Origin of the sequence: Streptomyces sp. VNUA24 (assembly GCF_029167005.1) — a bacterium.
GTDB lineage: Bacteria > Actinomycetota > Actinomycetes > Streptomycetales > Streptomycetaceae > Streptomyces > Streptomyces scabiei.
Genome location: NZ_CP119143.1, coordinates 4555846 through 4572823, shown reverse-complemented (window position 1 = coordinate 4572823; position 16978 = coordinate 4555846). Strand labels below are relative to the sequence as shown.

The 16978-nt window shown below is 73.2% G+C and carries 14 protein-coding genes; 11 read left to right on the top strand and 3 right to left on the bottom strand.

The window, feature by feature from the left end:
* Window positions 1-64: 64 nt before the first annotated feature.
* Window positions 65-994, bottom strand: a complete 930-nt coding sequence (locus PYR72_RS19245; RefSeq protein ID WP_275456487.1) for an RNA polymerase subunit sigma-70 — start codon at window positions 992-994, stop codon at window positions 65-67.
* A 126-nt stretch (window positions 995-1120) separates the two neighbouring features.
* On the opposite strand from PYR72_RS19245, the gene PYR72_RS19240 reads away from it, so the two are divergent.
* Complete coding sequence (locus PYR72_RS19240; RefSeq protein ID WP_275456486.1) at window positions 1121-3136, top strand: DUF6350 family protein; 2016 nt, start codon at window positions 1121-1123, stop codon at window positions 3134-3136.
* A gap of 95 nt (window positions 3137-3231) precedes the next feature.
* Here the strand turns inward: PYR72_RS19240 and PYR72_RS19235 are convergent, their stop codons facing one another.
* Window positions 3232-4008, bottom strand: a complete 777-nt coding sequence (locus tag PYR72_RS19235; RefSeq protein WP_275456485.1) for a hypothetical protein — start codon at window positions 4006-4008, stop codon at window positions 3232-3234.
* 564 nt (window positions 4009-4572) lie between these two features.
* On the opposite strand from PYR72_RS19235, the gene purN reads away from it, so the two are divergent.
* From purN to PYR72_RS19220, 3 genes are all read left to right on the top strand, one after another.
* Window positions 4573-5202 carry a phosphoribosylglycinamide formyltransferase gene (purN, locus tag PYR72_RS19230; RefSeq protein WP_275456484.1) on the top strand — a complete coding sequence of 210 codons (630 nt, stop codon included), beginning with the start codon at window positions 4573-4575 and terminating at the stop codon, window positions 5200-5202.
* Window positions 5199-6761 carry a bifunctional phosphoribosylaminoimidazolecarboxamide formyltransferase/IMP cyclohydrolase gene (gene purH / locus PYR72_RS19225; RefSeq protein ID WP_275456483.1) on the top strand — a complete coding sequence of 521 codons (1563 nt, stop codon included), beginning with the start codon at window positions 5199-5201 and terminating at the stop codon, window positions 6759-6761. Before purN ends, purH begins: the two co-directional genes overlap by 4 nt.
* 186 nt (window positions 6762-6947) lie before the next feature.
* Window positions 6948-7337 carry a hypothetical protein gene (locus PYR72_RS19220; protein WP_275456482.1) on the top strand — a complete coding sequence of 130 codons (390 nt, stop codon included), beginning with the start codon at window positions 6948-6950 and terminating at the stop codon, window positions 7335-7337.
* A 58-nt stretch (window positions 7338-7395) separates the two neighbouring features.
* Here PYR72_RS19220 and PYR72_RS19215 read toward each other — a convergent pair whose 3' ends face one another.
* On the bottom strand, window positions 7396-7974 hold the full coding sequence (locus tag PYR72_RS19215; protein ID WP_275456481.1) for a hypothetical protein: 579 nt from the start codon (window positions 7972-7974) through the stop codon (window positions 7396-7398).
* A gap of 261 nt (window positions 7975-8235) precedes the next feature.
* Between PYR72_RS19215 and PYR72_RS19210 the strand changes: the two genes are divergently transcribed.
* From PYR72_RS19210 to PYR72_RS19180, 7 genes are all read left to right on the top strand, one after another.
* Window positions 8236-9090, top strand: coding sequence for a bifunctional methylenetetrahydrofolate dehydrogenase/methenyltetrahydrofolate cyclohydrolase (locus PYR72_RS19210; protein WP_275456480.1), 855 nt, complete (start codon window positions 8236-8238; stop codon window positions 9088-9090).
* A gap of 886 nt (window positions 9091-9976) precedes the next feature.
* Window positions 9977-10501 (top strand): DUF3017 domain-containing protein, encoded by a 525-nt coding sequence (locus tag PYR72_RS19205; RefSeq protein ID WP_275456479.1) that lies wholly within the window; start codon window positions 9977-9979, stop codon window positions 10499-10501.
* A gap of 627 nt (window positions 10502-11128) precedes the next feature.
* Complete coding sequence (locus PYR72_RS19200; protein WP_275456478.1) at window positions 11129-12409, top strand: XRE family transcriptional regulator; 1281 nt, start codon at window positions 11129-11131, stop codon at window positions 12407-12409.
* Between the two features lie 672 nt (window positions 12410-13081).
* Window positions 13082-14071: a malate dehydrogenase gene (locus PYR72_RS19195; RefSeq protein WP_275456477.1), complete on the top strand. Its 990-nt coding sequence runs from the start codon at window positions 13082-13084 to the stop codon at window positions 14069-14071.
* 179 nt (window positions 14072-14250) lie between these two features.
* Window positions 14251-15021, top strand: a complete 771-nt coding sequence (locus PYR72_RS19190; RefSeq protein ID WP_275456476.1) for a hypothetical protein — start codon at window positions 14251-14253, stop codon at window positions 15019-15021.
* 240 nt (window positions 15022-15261) lie between these two features.
* Window positions 15262-15648, top strand: a complete 387-nt coding sequence (locus tag PYR72_RS19185; RefSeq protein ID WP_037727198.1) for a hypothetical protein — start codon at window positions 15262-15264, stop codon at window positions 15646-15648.
* 21 nt (window positions 15649-15669) lie between these two features.
* Complete coding sequence (locus tag PYR72_RS19180) at window positions 15670-16854, top strand: glutathionylspermidine synthase family protein (RefSeq protein ID WP_275456475.1); 1185 nt, start codon at window positions 15670-15672, stop codon at window positions 16852-16854.
* Window positions 16855-16978: the final 124 nt, after the last annotated feature.

The following is a 16978-nucleotide window of genomic DNA, read 5'->3' as shown; positions in this document are numbered from 1 at the left end:
CGCGTGCGCCCCCGGCTCAAGACGTCTGCGGCTCAGGACGCCCCCGGCTCAAGACGTCTGCGGCTCAGTGGGCCTCCGGATGCAGCCGTTCCGGTCCGGCGGCGCTGTCCGCCCGGAGCTTGGCCCGCAGCTTCTGCTCAGGGGCGGAGAGAGGGCCGGGGGCCGCTCGCGGCGGGACACCCTGCACCGGGACGCCCGGGGGAACGGGGGCCTCGTAGTGGTCGGGGGCCGTGTGCAGCGTGAGGGCGGTGGTGGTGAGGAGCAGCGTGGTGAAGGCGATGGCGGCGTGGATCCAGCGACGGGCGCGCAGGTCGGCCCGGGCCCGGATCGCGGGGGGCCGGACGGGGCCCGGACGGACGCCGGAGGGGAGTTCGGCCAGGAGGCGGCCGAGGTCGTCGGCCGCCACCGGCTTCGGGAGCCGCTCCGTGACCCTCGCGCGGGCGTAGAGCAGCCGGCCCGCCGCGGCGGGTGTGCTCGACTCCGTCTCGGCGGCGGTGTCGGGCAGGTCGAGCCCGACGCCGTCGTAGAGGAGCAGGGTGCGGCGGTACGGGGGCGGCAGGTCGAGCAGCGCGCTCAGCAGAGCGCGGTCGGTGGGGTCGGCCGGCGGCGGTTCGAGGTGCTGCCGGGAGCGGGGGCGCAGCCGGTGCCAGGGGGAGAGGGCGTACTCGTGGGCCGCCGCCCGCACCCAGCCCGCGGGGTCGCGGTCCACGGCCACCTCCGGCCAGCGGTGCCAGGCGAGCTGGAAGGCGCGCTCCACCGCCTCGCGCGCGAGCCGCCGCTGCCCGGTGAGCAGATAGGTCTGCTGTACGAGGGCGGGGGCGCAGTACGCGTAGAGCGCGTCGAAGGCCTGGCCGGGTGTCAGGCGCGGTGGGTCCGGCGCCGGGAGGCCGGCGTCGGGAGCGGCGTCGCCCGTGCCGAGCGGCTGCTGCTGGTACCACTCGGTTCCGTCCCGGCCGGGCGGCCCGCCGGGCGTCCTGGTCCCGGGCCGGGTCACCGGATCGCCTCCCCCGGAAGCGACCTCCGTTGGACCGATCTGCGTACGAAAAAACACATAAGCACATATTGAGCGACACGTGCACAAATACCCCGTTACACCCGTAAAGCGCGTGTCGTTGGGAGCATGGCCGACGTGACACACGCGACCGATCCGAACGACCCGTCGGCACCCGCCACGGCGTCCGGGGTGCCGATGAGGCCCGTGGCCTCCGCCCCGTCCCTGTACGCGTCCTCGCCCCGGTCGCCGCTGTCGCCGCTGCTCAGGCGGGCGCGCCGACGGTCGTCCAGGCTCGTCGCCGGGGTGCTCGGCGGGGCGCTGGCGGCGGGGCTCGGCCTGGGGGCGTTCGTGGCCCTCGTGACCGTGCTGTGGATCAGTTCGCCGTACCCCGACAGCGGGCCCGGCGGGGCGCTGCACGTGGCGGCGGCGCTGTGGCTGCTCTCCCACGGCGTGGAACTCGTCCGCACCGACACACTCTCCGGCGGCCCCGCGCCCGTCGGTCTCGTCCCCCTCTTCCTGCTCGCCCTGCCGGTGGTCCTGCTGCACCGATCGGCCCGCGACCACGCGGGCGACGGTTCCGGGGTGAGCGCCCGTGCGACGTGGGCCGGTCTGGTCATCGGCTACACGACCGTCGGCGCGGTGGTCACCCTCTACGCCTCGGGCGGAGTGCTGCGGCCGTCGTGGTGGTGGGCCGCGCTGTGCGTACCGCTGCTCGCGGCGCTCGCGGCGGGCACGGGGGTGTGGACGGCGCGCGGGTGCCCCCGGCCGCCGCTGCCCGCGCTCCTCGGCGGCGCCCCCGGGACGGCGGACCGGCTGCAGCTCGCGGCGGCCGCCTCACGTGCCGCCGGGGCGGGCGTTCTCGTGCTCGGCGGCGGTGGCGCGCTGCTGGTGGCCGTCTCCCTCGTGTGGCACGGCGGTGCGACCCGCGACTCCTTCCTCCAGCTCACCGAAGGGCTCTCCGGGCGGTTCGCCGTTCTGCTGCTCTGCCTCGCCCTCGTCCCGAACGCGGCGCTGTGGGCGGCTGCCTATGCCCTCGGCCCCGGCTTCCTGCTGGGCGCCGGACACCCCACCGGCCCGCTGGAAGCCGCCGCTCCGGCCGTTCTCCTGCCCCCGTTCCCCCTGCTCGCGGCCGTCCCGGCGGGCGGGGGCACGCCGGTGTACTGGGCCGTGGGGGCGGTGCCGCTCGCCGCGGGGGTGACGGTCGGCTGGTTCATCGCGGCGCGGGCCGCCGCCGCCCGGCCGGCGCCCTGGTCCGCGGTGCGCACGGGCGTCGCGGCCTTCCTCGCGGCCCTCCTCTCCGCCGCGGCTTTCGCTCTCCTCGCCCTTCTCGCGGGAGGGCGCCTCGGCGTCGCCTCGCTGACCGCGTTCGGACCGGTGTGGTGGCAGGCCGGCGGCGCGGCGGGGGCCTGGGTGGGCGCGGTGGGGATGCCGGTGGCGCTGGCCGCGCGGTGGTGGCGGATGCGCGCCCGCAGGAGAGCGGAGGAGGCCGAGAGGGCCGCTCGGGCGAGGCGGTCCGCGGTGCCGGTGGCCAGGGGCGCCGGGCAGGGCGGGGCGCAGGGGGAGCCCCAGGGCGGCGGGGCCGGAGGCCGGAAGCGGTCGTCGGCGGCCCGGCTGTTCCGGCGCCGGGCGAAGACGAGCGGGGGAGGCGCCGTGGCTTCCGGTGACCCGTCGGGCGGGCTCCGGGCGCCCGGGGCCCGCACCCGGCTCCCCGCGTGGTTCCCGGGTGCGAGGGGCACCGCGGCCGCGCCGGCGATCCCGGTCGGCTCCTCACCCGCCACGGTCGGCGCCCCCGGCCCCCACACCCCCGAGGCGGTCACCGGCACCACCCCTCCCGAGGCCGGCGGAACCGCCACGGCCGCCGCCGGGGCCGCTCCGGGCCCCGTGCCCGACACCACCGGGGACCACGGCGACCCCGTGGACGCCCCGTACGACGCCCTCGACCCGTACGCCTACGAGTCCGCCGCCGCCGTAACCTCACCCGTCTGGGACCCGGACGCCCGCGCCGCTCGCTGGGAGGCGCTGCGGGCGGCATTGCGCGAGGGAACCGCCTCCGACCGGGACGACTCCGACCGCACCCCGCCCCTTGACCGCACCCCGCTCCCCGATCGCACCCTGCCCCCTGACCGCGAGGACCCCGCCTGACGGCACGAAGGCGCGCCGCCGGTCACCCGGCGGCGCGCCTTCATCTTGCTCGGCCGTCAGGGCGCGCTGTCACTGCGCCCGTCAGGGGCGCGCTGTCACTGCGCGCCCAGCACCTCCCGCAGCGGCCCCTCCGGCAGGAGGTCCTTGCAGGCCTGGGCGGAGGTGGTGGTGAGGGAGTCGTTGACGCAGGTGTAGTAGTCCCGGTAGACGAACTGGGCCGTGAAGGTGACGGCGACGATGGCGAGGGCGATCGTGGAGGTCACCAGGCCGCTGATGGCTGCGGTCCGCTGCGGCCGGCCGCTCGGTTCGGGGGTCGCCGGCCGGTCCGGGTCGGGGACGGCCGGCTTGGCGCGCAGGGCGCTGACGGCCCAGTACACGGCCAGGGAGCCGAGCAGCAGGGCGACGTAGGGCCAGGCGAAGAGGGCGAAGAAGAAGGCCCACATACCCGAGAGCAGCGAGTACCGCGCGCGTCGCTGGGCGGGGTCCGTCGGGTCCCAGCGCAGTCCGCCGCCCGGACCACCCTCGGGGCCCTGCCCGGGCCCGCCCTGGCCGCCGGGACGCTGCCCGAAGGGTCCGCCGGAGGAGCGGCCGGGCTGCCGGTCGCTCCACTGACTGCCCCACGGCGTGTGACCGCCGCCGCGTCCCGTGCCGTCGTCGGTGTCGCGGCCGTCCGGCCGGCGCGGCTGCCACGGCCGGTCGGGCGTGCCCTCGGGCGGCGGGGCGAACGGGTTGTCGTCCGAAGCGCCTGCGCCCTGGCCCCGCCCGGGCTGCCCGGACTGCTCGTCGGTGTCCTCGCTCTCGCGCGGAGGCGTGGGCGAGGAACTCCGCTCGCGCAGCAGGAGCGAAGAAAGGCGGAAACTGCGGTCCGGCATCAGGAGTGCGTCTTCCCCTTGGTGAGTACGGCGTGACATCGGTGGTGTGCCCGGTGGTGCCCGGCGGGTGCACGGGACGGTGGACCCGGGCCGCCCTCCGGCGGTGGTCCGCCGGCCCCGGGTGGGTCCGGGTGGGTCCGGTCGTGGTCCCGGGGATGCCCGGTCGTGGTACCTGTCCTGTTCCAGTGGTGATCTCGGCGGTGAAATCTACTGGTAGCGCATGAGCTGTCACTCCTTGAACGCTCCGCACACCGACCGCGTTCCCGAGCCCACTCCCGGCAGACGCTACCTCCCGGCCACGCCCCCGTCCCACGGGGCCGTCCGGAGTGCCGGTATCGTTGCTGGCGGTCGGCCGCTTCGTAGACTTCCCCGTATCGGGGGACCCGAAGCATTCGTACGAAGGTACAAGTGCTCGGTCGGCAGACCTGAAGGTTCCCGTAAAACCCGCGGAACCCGCAGAACCTGCGGAACCCGCGGAACCCGCAGAACCTGCGGAACCCGCGGAACCCGCAGAACCTGCGGAACCCGTAGAAACCGTAGAACCCCCGTAGAAAGGGCCCCACCGTGGCCGCCAAGCCCGTGGCCAAGCGCCTCGTCGTGCTGGTCTCCGGATCCGGCACCAACCTCCAGGCGCTGCTGGACGCCATCGCCACGGCCGGCGTCGAGACCTACGGCGCCGAGATCGTGGCCGTCGGAGCCGACCGCGGTGGCATCGAGGGCCTCGCCCGCGCCGAGCGCGCCGGGCTGCCGACCTTCGTGTGCCGGGTCAAGGACCACGCGACGCGCGACGAGTGGGACGCGGCACTCGCCGACGCCGTCGCCGCGTACGAGCCGGACCTCGTCGTCTCCGCCGGGTTCATGAAGATCGTGGGGAAGCGGTTCCTGGCGCGCTTCGGTGGGCGGTTCGTCAACACCCACCCGGCGCTCCTCCCCAGTTTCCCGGGGGCCCACGGGGTGCGGGACGCGCTCGCGTACGGCGCCCGGGTCACCGGCTGCACCGTCCACTTCGTCGACGACGGCGTCGACACCGGACCGATCATCGCGCAGGGCGTGGTGGAGGTCAGGGACGAGGACGACGAGAGCGCTCTGCACGAGCGCATCAAGGAAGTCGAGCGAAGGCTGCTCGTCGATGTCGTGGGGCGGCTCGCCCGCAACGGCTATCGCATTGAGGGACGAAAGGTAGTTATCCAGTGACCGCCGACAGCAACAAGCGGCCCCTTCGCCGGGCGCTCGTCAGCGTCTACGACAAGACCGGGCTGGAGGAGCTGGCCCGCGGGCTGCACGAGGCCGGTGTCGAGCTCGTCTCCACCGGCTCCACGGCCGCGAAGATCGCCGCCGCGGGCGTCCCCGTCACCAAGGTCGAGGAGCTGACCGGCTTCCCCGAGTGCCTGGACGGCCGGGTCAAGACCCTTCACCCCAAGGTGCACGCGGGCATCCTCGCCGACCTGCGCCTGGAGGACCACCGGAACCAGCTCGCCGAGCTGGGCGTCGAGCCGTTCGACCTCGTCGTCGTCAACCTCTACCCGTTCCGGGAGACCGTCGCCTCCGGCGCCACCCCCGACGAGTGCGTCGAGCAGATCGACATCGGCGGCCCCTCCATGGTCCGCGCCGCCGCCAAGAACCACCCCTCCGTCGCGGTCGTCACCAGCCCCGCCCGGTACGCGGACGTCCTCGCGGCCGTCCAGCACGGCGGTTTCGACCTCGCCACCCGCAAGCGGCTCGCGGCCGAGGCGTTCCAGCACACGGCCGCGTACGACGTCGCCGTGGCCTCCTGGTTCGCGTCCTCGTACGCGCCGGCGGACGACTCGCAGTTCCCCGACTTCCTCGGGGCCACCTGGGAGCGGGCGCACACCCTGCGCTACGGCGAGAACCCGCACCAGCCGGCCGCGCTGTACGTCTCCGGCACCGGCGGTCTCGCCGAGGCCGAGCAGCTGCACGGCAAGGAGATGTCGTACAACAACTACACGGACACGGACGCCGCGCGCCGTGCCGCGTACGACCACGACGCGCCGGCCGTCGCGATCATCAAGCACGCGAACCCGTGCGGGATCGCGGTCGGCGCGGATGTCGCCGAGGCGCACCGCAAGGCGCACGCCTGCGACCCGCTGTCCGCGTTCGGCGGTGTGATCGCCGTCAACCGGCCGGTCTCCAAGGAGATGGCCGAGCAGGTCGCGGAGATCTTCACCGAGGTCATCGTCGCGCCCGACTACGAGGAGGGGGCCCTGGAGGCCCTCGCCAAGAAGAAGAACATCCGGGTGCTGAAGGCGCCGGGCGCGCCCGCCGCCCCGGTCGAGCTGAAGCCCGTCGACGGCGGTGCGCTGCTCCAGGTGACCGACCGGCTCCAGGCCGACGGCGACGACCCGGCGAGCTGGACCCTCGCGACCGGCGACGCCCTCGCCGCCGACGAGCTGGCCGAGCTGGCGTTCGCCTGGAGGGCCTGCCGCGCGGTGAAGTCCAACGCGATCCTGCTGGCCAAGGACGGCGCCTCGGTGGGTGTCGGAATGGGGCAGGTCAACCGTGTCGACTCCGCCAAGCTCGCGGTCGAGCGCGCCGGTGCCGAGCGCGCGCGGGGCGCGTACGCCGCCTCCGACGCGTTCTTCCCCTTCCCGGACGGGCTGGAGATCCTGACCGCGGCCGGCGTCAAGGCCGTGGTGCAGCCGGGCGGTTCGGTCCGTGACGAGCAGGTCGTCGAGGCCGCGCGGAAGGCGGGCGTGACGATGTACTTCACGGGGACGCGGCACTTCTTCCACTGAGCCGCTCCGCGCGTCGTAGGACGTAGGACACAGGACGAAGGGTCCGCCGGGCACACCGGCGGACCCTTCGCCGTGTCCGGCCGGGGCGGGCGCATGCGGAATGGCCGATATCCCGGTGCAGAGGCGTGCGTTCCGCTGCGAGGCTCGGGGGACCAGGCCAGCCATCCGGGACTCAGGGGGGCAGTCATGCGCGACAGATGGAATCGGTGGAATCGCTCGACTCGGCCGGGCCGGGCCGCCGTCATCGGCGCGGTGCTCGCGGTCGCGCTCGGGACGGGAATGGGCGGCAGCGCCGCCGCCACCGAGAACGTGGCGGCCGTGCCCTGCCCGACGGGGTTCGTGTGCCTCTCCACGGATCTCGCAGGTGCGGGCGTCCTTTACCGCGTCGCGGAAGGAGTAGCGGCCCATTTCCCTTCCTCGCCGCGTATCCGTGAGGCCACCAACAACACCCGTATCGACTACTGCGTCGTCGGCAGCTTCACCAGCTATCTGCTCCGCCCCGGCGAGACACGGACCCAGGACAGCGCCGTGCGTTCCGTGATACCCCGTCCGACCGGCGGGACCTGTCGGGCGTGAACGCGCCGAAGGGCCGCAACCCGGCTGCGGGGTACGGCCCTTCGCGTCGCCCGGCGGCTCAGTAGCGCGGGCGGTTGAACCACGCCTTGCCGGCGGCGTTGCCGACGAAGACGGCGATCAGGATGCCCAGCACCACGTGGACCAGGCCGATCAGCACGAACGGGAAGACGCCGAGGATCGCGGTGATGATGCCGAAGACGAGGGTGGCCACGCGTACGCCGTTGCCGCCCGACTTGAACTTCACGGCCATCATGATCGCGTAGCCGAGCCAGGCCGCCGCGAAGATGGCGATCGCCACCATCTGACCGGTGGGAATGTTGCCGAGCGCCTCGGCGAGGGCCGGGTCCTCGGCGCTGTCGCTCGCCGCGGACACCGCGATCGCGGCGATGGCGTAGAGCAGGACGCCGACCACCTGCAGGCCGACGATCACCCACAGCATGATGCGGGCCGCGTTCACCGAGCTGGGCATGGTCTCGGGTGCGTTCGGGTAGCCGCCGTACCCCTGGGAGACCGGCGGGGCGGTCGGGTAGCCGTACCCCGGCTGCTGGGGCGGGGTCTGCTGCGGGTAGCCGTACCCCGGGGCGGGTGGCTGCTGCTGGGGCTGTCCGTACGGGTTGTTCGGGTCGCCGAAGCTCATGCGGGGTTTCCTCCGTTGCCTGGTGCGGGGACGCGCGGCACGGTGCGGAGGAATGCCCTGGATTTTTTGAAATGGTCACGCCCCCCGGCAGTGCCCGCGGCACTGTGTCCCAATCGTTTTATATGCCCGCCCGGATGTCCAGGGAGATACGGCGGGTGTTGTGCAAGTGCAACACATCCGATCTTGGCGAAAGGGCCCGGCGGGCGTCCGCAGGGCGACCGGATTGGAACCCGGCGCCCGTCATCCGCGAAGATTGGGGCCATGAGCGCCCAGATTCTCGATGGCAAGGCCACCGCAGCCGCGATCAAGTCCGATCTGACCGCCCGCGTGGCGGTGCTGAAGGAGAAGGGCGTCACGCCCGGACTCGGCACGATCCTGGTCGGCGAAGACCCCGGCAGTCAGAAGTACGTCGCCGGCAAGCACCGCGACTGCGCGCAGGTCGGCATCGCGTCCATCCAGCGGGAACTGCCCGCGACCGCCACCCAGGAGGAGATCGAGGTGGTGGTGCGGGAACTCAACGAGGATCCCGCCTGCACCGGTTACATCGTCCAGCTGCCGCTGCCCAAGGGCATCGACGAGAACCGCATCCTCGAACTGATGGACCCCGACAAGGACGCGGACGGTCTGCACCCGATGAACCTCGGGCGCCTAGTGCTGAACGAGCCCGCGCCGCTGCCCTGCACCCCGAACGGCGTGCTCACCCTCCTCCGGCAGTACGGCGTCGAGATCAAGGGCGCCGAGGTCGTGGTCGTCGGGCGCGGGGTGACGATCGGGCGTCCGATGCCGCTGCTGCTCACCCGGCGCAGCGAGAACGCCACGGTGACCCAGTGCCACACCGGTACGCGTGACCTGGCCGCGCACCTGAGGAAGGCCGACATCATCGTCGCGGCGGCCGGCTCCGCCCACCTGATCCGGCCGGAGGACGTGAAGCCGGGCGCCGCCGTCCTCGACGTCGGCGTCTCCCGCTCCGCCGAGGGCAAGATCGTCGGCGATGTCCACCCCGGCGTCGCGGAGGTCGCCGGCTGGATCTCCCCGAACCCTGGCGGCGTCGGCCCGATGACCCGCGCACAGCTGCTCGTCAACGTGGTCGAGGCGGCGGAGCGCAGTGCCGGCTGACGGCGGCCCCGAGGGCGTTTCCGGGGAGCGGCGGGGGGCGGGGACGTCCGGGGCGTCGCCTGTCACGCAGGGGTCCTCTGACACGCAGGGGTCCTCTGCGGGGTCCGCCGCGCCGGGGTCTTCCGGCGCGTCCGTGGCGTCGGAGTCCTCTGAGGGCTCCGTCTCGCCGGGGTTCTCTGGGGAGTCCGTCACGGCTGGGAACTCCGGGGCGCCCGTCACGTCGGGGTCCTCTGGGGAGTCCGTCACGTCGGAGTCCTCCGGGACGTCCGGGGAGCCGGCGGCGTCCGCGAAGGCGCCCCGCCCGGGGCGGGCCGAGGCGTCGTCGGAGCCGACGGGTTCGGGTGAGCCGGACGGGCGTTCGGCGGGGGCGACGGGAGCGGCGGAGCCGATGGGAACGGCAGAGACGGCCGGAGCCGCGGAGACCGCCGGAGCCGCGGCGACGGCGCGAGCCGCGAAGTCGGCGCGAGCCGCGAAGACCGCGGGACCTGTGATGTCGGCCGGACCCGCGAAGACCGCCGGAGCGCCGGAGGCCCCGGGAGCCGGGAAGTCGGCGAGGGCTGCCGAGACGTTGGGAGCTGCGGAGGCGACTGGAGTTACGGAGACGGCCGCCGGGGCGGTTGTGTCCGATGCGTCCGGCGTGTCCGGTGGGGCCGAGGAGGCGTTGAGCCCCGCGCGGGCTGACGCTTCCCGGGCTTCGGGGCCGGCAGGGACGGGGGAGGCCGCGCGAGCGGCGGGCGTGGCGGAGACGGCCAACGGGCCGTCGGGCAAGGCCGAACGGCCGCGGGCCGCGGCCGACGGCGGGTCCGGGGAGACGGCGGACGGACCGAGGGCCGCGGGGCGGTCCGGGACGACGACAGACGGGGCTGCGGCGTCGGAGAGGGTGCACATGGCGAAGACCGCGGGGACGAGCGGGGCGGCAGGAACGGCCGAGGCGACCGGGACGGCCGAGGCCGCGGAGGAGATCGAGGTTCGTGATCACATCAGCGTGCCCGACGCCGAGGGCAGGCCCGTCCGTGGCACCCGGCGCTTTCCGATGTTCACCAAGGACACCGCACGGCCCGAGGGCGGTGGCCGGGCGGCGCCGCGCGAGGCGCCCGCGCCCGTGCGCCAGTGGCCGATCCTCGCCGTGCTGTCCACCGTGGCGCTGGGGCTGCTGCTCACCGCCCTGGACGCGTTCCGGGCCGGCACGATCCTGATCGGGGCCGCGCTGCTCGGCGGCGCGGTGCTGCGCTGGGCCGTCCGGGACGTCGGCATGCTCGCCGTCCGCTCCCGCTTCACGGACATGGCCACGTACATCTTCCTGGGCACCGCCATCGTGCTGCTCGCGCTGATGGCCCAGCCGAAGCCGCTGCTGGAGATCCCGTTCCTCAAGGACACCCTGCACTTCACGGTGGGCGACGAGGCAGGCTGAGACACCGCCCGCTGCGACGCGTACGACGGCGGTCCGTCCCCTCCCCCGAGCAAGGACGGACCGCCGTCGCGCTCCACGTTCCCGCCCGGCGAACGCTTCGTTCAACACCTGTCAGCCCGCTGTGGCACGGAAGTGACCATTCCGCCAAGGTGTCCGCGCCCGGCGACGGTGCCGGCCCCGGAAGGAAGCGGAGACGCGCGGCGCGTTCACTGACGCACACGTTAAAGAATTCGGTACCGGAGCGTTCAAGAACAGGGGTGATGTGAGCATTTGAGGTGATCCGGGATGTCTCGTGTGCAGTCCTGTGATTCCGCCCGGAAATCCGGGTGGCCGGTGGGACACTGGATCGCTGACGGTGCGGGGGCGCGCGCGGCGCGCGCTCCTGCCCGAAATGCTCCCGCGCGCCCCTTTCCCGGGAACTGACATCTCGACCGGGCGCATCCCAGTGGGTAGGCCAGAACGGGGCTCGTGGAGGGCCCCGGCCAGGTCCCGGACCAGGATTCAGCGAGGGCATCATGCGCGGCACGCGGACAGCGGGCACGGGGGGCAAGTTCAGAGTCGTACGGAGATCCGTGCGGAGATCCGTACGGGGGGAAGAGGGGGGAAGAAATGCCTCGTTGGAGGGCCTTGCCCGATGAACTCGATCCACAGGTCAGGGAGTTCGCGGGTCAGCTGCGCCGGCTCGTCGACCGCGGTGGACTGAGCATCGCAGCGGTGGCCGACCGCACGGGCTACAGCAAGACGTCCTGGGAGCGCTATCTCAACGGAAGGCTGCTCGCGCCGAAGGGCGCGATCGTCGCGCTGGCCGAGGTGACCGGAACCGATCCCGTCCACCTGGCCACCATGTGGGAGCTGGCCGAGCGGGCCTGGAGCCGCTCGGAGATGCGGCACGACATGACCATGGAGGCCATCCGTATCTCCCAGGCGCGTGCCGCCCTGGGCGAGACGGGCGGCCAGGCCACCGTCAAGGGCGGGGGACACGGCAGGGGAGGCCGGAGCGCGACCGCGACTCCGGGCGTGGCGGGCCCGGCGGGCGTCGCACCCTCGGTGCCGGTGCAGCCGCGCTCCTCGGCCGGCGACCGTGCCTCGCGCCCGCCCTACGGCGGGGGAGCGGCCTCCGCGGGCGCGTCGCGCATCAGTTGGGGTGCCACGCCCTCGGCATCGCCCTCGACATCGCCCTCGTCCTCGACGACGTCCTCGCCTTCGCCCACGGCCGCGTCGCGGGCGGGCGTGACCGGGGGGCGGTCCTCGACTGCCTCCCCCGTCCCGGGCTCGGCGTCGGTGTCGTCGGCGTCACCGCTCCGCGGTGCGGGCGGTGCGGGCGGTGCCGCGGTCGCCGGTGGTGCCTCGGCGCCGTCCGGTGTCTTCGGCCCGCCGCCGGGCGGGGGCCGGCCCGACGCCGGCGAGGCCCGGCCGAAGCGGCGCGTGCCCATGTTCCTCGCGGGAGCCGTCGGAGGTCTCGTCCTGATCGCGGGAGCCTTCTACCTCATCAACGGTGACGGGAAGGACCGGGCGGACGGCAAACCGCCCAGCTCCGCGTCGACCTCGGCCGGCACGAACCCCGACCTGCCGGCGGGTGTGAAGTGCAGTGGCAAGGACTGCGAGGGCAAGGACCCGGAGACCATGGGCTGCATCGGCGAGCTCGTGCGGACCGCCGACGAGGCCACCGTGGGGACCGCGCGGGTCGAGGTCCGCTACAGCAAGACCTGCCAGGCCGCCTGGGCCCGCATCACCGGCGCGGCCCAGGGCGACGAGGTCCAGGTCGCGGCGGGCATGAACAAGCAGACCGCCGCCATCGAAGCGGCAGGCGACAACATCGCCTACACCCTGATGATCAACGTGGAGGACGCGGGCGACGCCACGGCCTGCGCGACGCTGGCGTCGGGCCAGAAGGGCTGCACGGGGTAACGGCAAGCGGGTGGCGGGACGGAGGAGGGGCGGCGACCGGGCGGGGGGTCCGGTCGCGAGGCGGCGGGGGCGCGGCAGTTGGGCCGAGAGCGCGGTCGCGAGGCCGACGGGGCACGGTGGCCGGCAACGGACGGGTCGGTCGCGGGTCGGCGGGGCGCGATCACCCGGCGGCGGGGCCCGATCGCCGACCGGAGGGGCGCGGTGGTGAGGCGGGGGACCTCTCCGCGCGCCCCGGCCCCGGGCAACCGGGCCGGGGCGGAGGGGCAGGATCCACCAGCCGCCGGGGGCGTGACGCACCGTAGCCGTATCCGCCCTGAAAGTAGTTTCGAGGTAAAGGGAATGCGCGCCGGACTCCGGGGCATGCGGACAGTACCCCCACGGGAGTCCGGTCCGCCCGGGAGAGGATCCCCCATCCCCTCCTGGCCCGGCGCCCCCACAAAGGCGGCCGTCTGGTCCCTCCCCCCGGACCGGCGGCCGCCTTTTCATGCCACCCTCTCCGTGTGCGGCGGCGCGGAAGGACTTGTGGGCTGGGCCACACGAACCCCGGCCGTCCGGGATCCCGGATGCGCGATAGCCTGACCACCGATCTCTCTTGACGCCAAGAGATCGATCATTCGTACGTCCCACCAGGGGCAGGGACGCCCCACCGCCAGCTGTCATACGGAGAACGCCATGACCCGCACTCCCGTGAACGTCACCGTCACCGGCGCGGCCGGCCAGATCGGTTACGCCCTGCTCTTCCGCATCGCCTCCGGCCAGCTGCTCGGCGCGGACGTGCCGGTCAAGCTCCGCCTGCTGGAGATCACCCCGGCGCTCAAGGCCGCCGAGGGCACCGCCATGGAGCTCGACGACTGCGCCTTCCCGCTCCTCCAGGGCATCGACATCACGGACGACCCGAACGTCGCCTTCGACGGCGCCAACGTCGGCCTGCTCGTAGGCGCCCGCCCCCGCACCAAGGGCATGGAGCGCGGCGACCTGCTGGAGGCCAACGGCGGCATCTTCAAGCCGCAGGGCAAGGCCATCAACGACAACGCCGCGGACGACATCAAGGTCCTCGTCGTCGGCAACCCGGCCAACACCAACGCCCTCATCGCCCAGGCCGCCGCGCCGGACGTCCCCGCGGAGCGCTTCACCGCGATGACCCGCCTGGACCACAACCGCGCGCTGACCCAGCTGTCGAAGAAGACCGGCGTCCCGGTCTCCGAGATCCAGCGGCTCACGATCTGGGGCAACCACTCGGCGACCCAGTACCCGGACATCTTCCACGCCACCGTCGCCGGCAAGAACGCCGCCGAGGTCGTCAACGACGAGAAGTGGCTCGCCGAGGACTTCATCCCGACCGTCGCCAAGCGCGGCGCCGCCATCATCGAGGCCCGCGGCGCCTCGTCGGCCGCGTCCGCCGCCAACGCCGCCATCGACCACATCTACACCTGGGTCAACGGCACCGCCGAGGGCGACTGGGCCTCCATGGGCATCCCGTCCGACGGTTCCTACGGTGTGGCCGAGGGTCTCATCTCCTCCTTCCCCGTCACCGTCAAGGACGGCAAGTACGAGATCGTCCAGGGCCTGGAGATCAACGAGTTCTCCCGCGCCCGTATCGACGCCTCGGTCCAGGAGCTGGCCGAGGAGCGCGAGGCGGTCCGCGCGCTCGGCCTCATCTGAGCCGACGCCTTATAGCGTGCTCTCGCAGGCCCTGTCCCGGTTTCGACCAGGACGGGGCCTGTTCGTCGTGTACGCCGCTATCGTCGGTGCACGCATGTCGTGAGAACGTCGGCGGCCAGGGCCTCTCCGCACGCTCCCGTCTGCCGCGCGAAGGTGACGACAGGACCAGGGGGGACAGCATGACGAGGTGGGATCCGCACCAAGGGCGCTGGGTGGACGACGATCCCGGGCGCAGTGGTCCGGGGCCGCGTGTGGCCGTCGCCGTCGCCCTCGCGGCACTGCTCGGCGGCGGTCTCGGTTTCGGGGTGTGGACCCTGTCCCGGGACGACGACGGCCCGAGCCGGTCCGCCTCCGCGAGCAGTTCCCCGTCCACGCCGTCGCCCTCCGCCTCGGCGGCCGGCCCGGAGGACGACCGGAACAACGGCCCGGCCACACCGAAACGCTCGGACACGGACGCCGACACGATCGGCACTCCGGACACCCCCGGCTATGTCCGTTCCGACGACCCGGCCGGCTTCACCGTCGAGGTCCCCTCCGGCTGGAAACGCACCGCGAAGACGCCGACGGACAAGCCCACCGTCGTGACCTACGACTCCCCGGACGGCACCCGGATCCTCCAGCTCTTCCTGGTCAGTGAGGGCGGCCCCGCCGAGTCCATGGACCTGGCGGAGAACGCGAACTACGGGTTCGCCCGCCTCCCCGGCTATCGCGCCCTCGACCGCTCGGCGGCCGACGACGACAGCTACTCCGAGGTGGTCTACCGCTTCGACGGCGAGGGCGATCTGGGCCCCCGTCAGGTCATCGACCACCGCTTCCGCACAGCCGACGACAAGATCTACGGAGTCCGCCTCAGCGCCCCCGAGTCGACCCCCCTCGACGAACTCCGGGAACCGGTCGCCATGGTGACCACGTCCCTCTGCCCGACGGGCGCGACCTGCGTACGAGGCTGAGCACGCACCCTCGCCGCCCCCGCACCGGCGACGGACGGTTCCGGGCGAGCGGAGTCCCGCACCGGGCCTTCGCCGGGCCCGGTTGGCCCCTTCGCCGATCCGATCACTAGTGTGAGCGCCGATAAAGCGCACATAAGAATGTGACCGGCCATCACGTACCGCATCACGCACCGCATCGCGTACCGCGGGGCGAGCCGGTCGCGACACAGCAGGGGCCACGGGCCCGACGGGGGAGCACACATGGGAGAGCAGCGCAGGCGACTGCGGTCCAGCACGGTCGTACTCGGTGGGATGGGAGTCGTCGCGGCGGCCCTGACCTCCTGCGGATCCGATCCGGACCGCCGTTGCGTGGACCGCGACAGCTACGACTACGCCAACGGCTACAAGATCATCGCGGACCGGAACTGCAACTCGGGTTCCGGCTCCTCGTCCTACGGCAAGAACAGCAGGAGCAACAGCAGCGGCAACCGGAAGCAGGCCGGTTCGGCCGACGCCGCCTGGTACTACGACGCGGACGTCAGCCGAGGCCGGGCCGAGGACGGCACCTTCAGCCGCAGCGAGGCCGTCGACCGGGACGGCTTCGGCTGCTCGGGGGACGGCGACGGCTCCGGCTCCAGCGGCGGCTGACCCGGCGGACGGGACCGAACCATGGAACGCCGCACCATCGAACCCCGCCCGGGCTGGCAGGAGACCGTCGAGGAACAGGGGCTCATCTACCCCCTGACCCGCCACCCCGACGGCTCCCTGCGCCCCTACTGGGACGAGAGCGCCTACTACGTCTTCTCGCTCCCCGAGATCGAGGCCCTGGAGGAGGTCGTCGAGGAACTGCACGCCATGTGCCTGGCGGCGGCCGCGCACATCGTCGAGCACGACCGCTTCGCCGACCTCGGCATCACCGACCCGCGCCTCGTCGGCCTCGTCGCCGAGGCATGGCGCCGCCGGGCCGAACTGCCCTCCGTGTACGGCCGCTTCGACCTCCGCCACGACGGGACCGGCCCCGCCAAGCTGCTGGAGTACAACGCCGACACACCGACCTCGCTCGTCGAGGCGGCCAGTCCCCAGTGGTTCTGGATGGAGGAACGCTTCCCGGGCGCCGACCAGTGGAACTCCCTCCACGAACGCCTCGTCGACGCCTGGAAGAAGCAGTCCCGCCTCCTCCCGCCCGGCAGCCCCCTGTACTTCGCGCACTCCGCCGGCGACGAACTGGGCGAGGACCTGATGACGGTCGCCTATCTGAAGGAGACCGCCGAACAGGCCGGCCTGGACACCGACTGGATCTCCATGGAGGACATCGGCTGGGACCGCCTCGCGGACCGCTTCGTCGACAAGAAGCTCCGCTTCATCCGCAGCATCTTCAAGCTCTATCCCTGGGAGTGGCTCACCACCGACCGCTTCGCCCCCCACGTCCTCGCCACCCTCGACAACGGCGGCGGCACCGGGACCACGATGTGGATCGAGCCCGCCTGGAAGATGCTCCTGAGCAACAAGGCCCTCCTCGCCGTCCTGTGGGAGCTGTACCCCGGCCATCCGAACCTCCTCCCCGCCTATCTCGACGGCCCCCGTGAACTGGCCGCCACCACCGGCTACGTCGCCAAACCCCTCCTGGGCCGCGAGGGCGCCGGCGTCACCGTCCACGCGGCGGGCAGCGCCCCCGCCCTCCGCGAAGAGCCCTGCTGCTACCAGGAACTGGCGCCCCTGCCGGACTTCGACGGCAACCATGTCGTCCTCGGTGCCTGGGTCGTCGAGGACGCGTCGGCGGGCCTCGGCATCCGCGAGTCCTCGGGACTGGTCACCGACGAGTACGCCCGCTTTCTGCCCCATGTGATCCTCTGACGTCCGCGTTCCCCCTCGCCTTCGCCGTCGTTCGTATGGTGGACGCCCGGGCCCGGGCGTCCACCTTGCCCGATAGGGTGACCAGCGGGCCGTGACTGGCGCGCTGGGATGGGACGGACCATCG

What these genes read in the sequence shown, in the direction of transcription:
- PYR72_RS19240 (WP_275456486.1), top strand. Translation starts at nt 1,121, where the DNA reads ATGGCCGACGTGACACACGCGACCGATCCGAACGACCCGTCGGCACCC.
- PYR72_RS19195 (WP_275456477.1), top strand. Translation starts at nt 13,082, where the DNA reads ATGACCCGCACTCCCGTGAACGTCACCGTCACCGGCGCGGCCGGCCAG.
- PYR72_RS19210 (WP_275456480.1), top strand. Translation starts at nt 8,236, where the DNA reads ATGAGCGCCCAGATTCTCGATGGCAAGGCCACCGCAGCCGCGATCAAG.
- PYR72_RS19220 (WP_275456482.1), top strand. Translation starts at nt 6,948, where the DNA reads ATGCGCGACAGATGGAATCGGTGGAATCGCTCGACTCGGCCGGGCCGG.
- PYR72_RS19185 (WP_037727198.1), top strand. Translation starts at nt 15,262, where the DNA reads ATGGGAGAGCAGCGCAGGCGACTGCGGTCCAGCACGGTCGTACTCGGT.
- PYR72_RS19235 (WP_275456485.1), bottom strand. Translation starts at nt 4,008, where the DNA reads ATGCCGGACCGCAGTTTCCGCCTTTCTTCGCTCCTGCTGCGCGAGCGG.
- PYR72_RS19215 (WP_275456481.1), bottom strand. Translation starts at nt 7,974, where the DNA reads ATGAGCTTCGGCGACCCGAACAACCCGTACGGACAGCCCCAGCAGCAG.
- PYR72_RS19180 (WP_275456475.1), top strand. Translation starts at nt 15,670, where the DNA reads ATGGAACGCCGCACCATCGAACCCCGCCCGGGCTGGCAGGAGACCGTC.
- PYR72_RS19205 (WP_275456479.1), top strand. Translation starts at nt 9,977, where the DNA reads ATGGCGAAGACCGCGGGGACGAGCGGGGCGGCAGGAACGGCCGAGGCG.
- PYR72_RS19190 (WP_275456476.1), top strand. Translation starts at nt 14,251, where the DNA reads ATGACGAGGTGGGATCCGCACCAAGGGCGCTGGGTGGACGACGATCCC.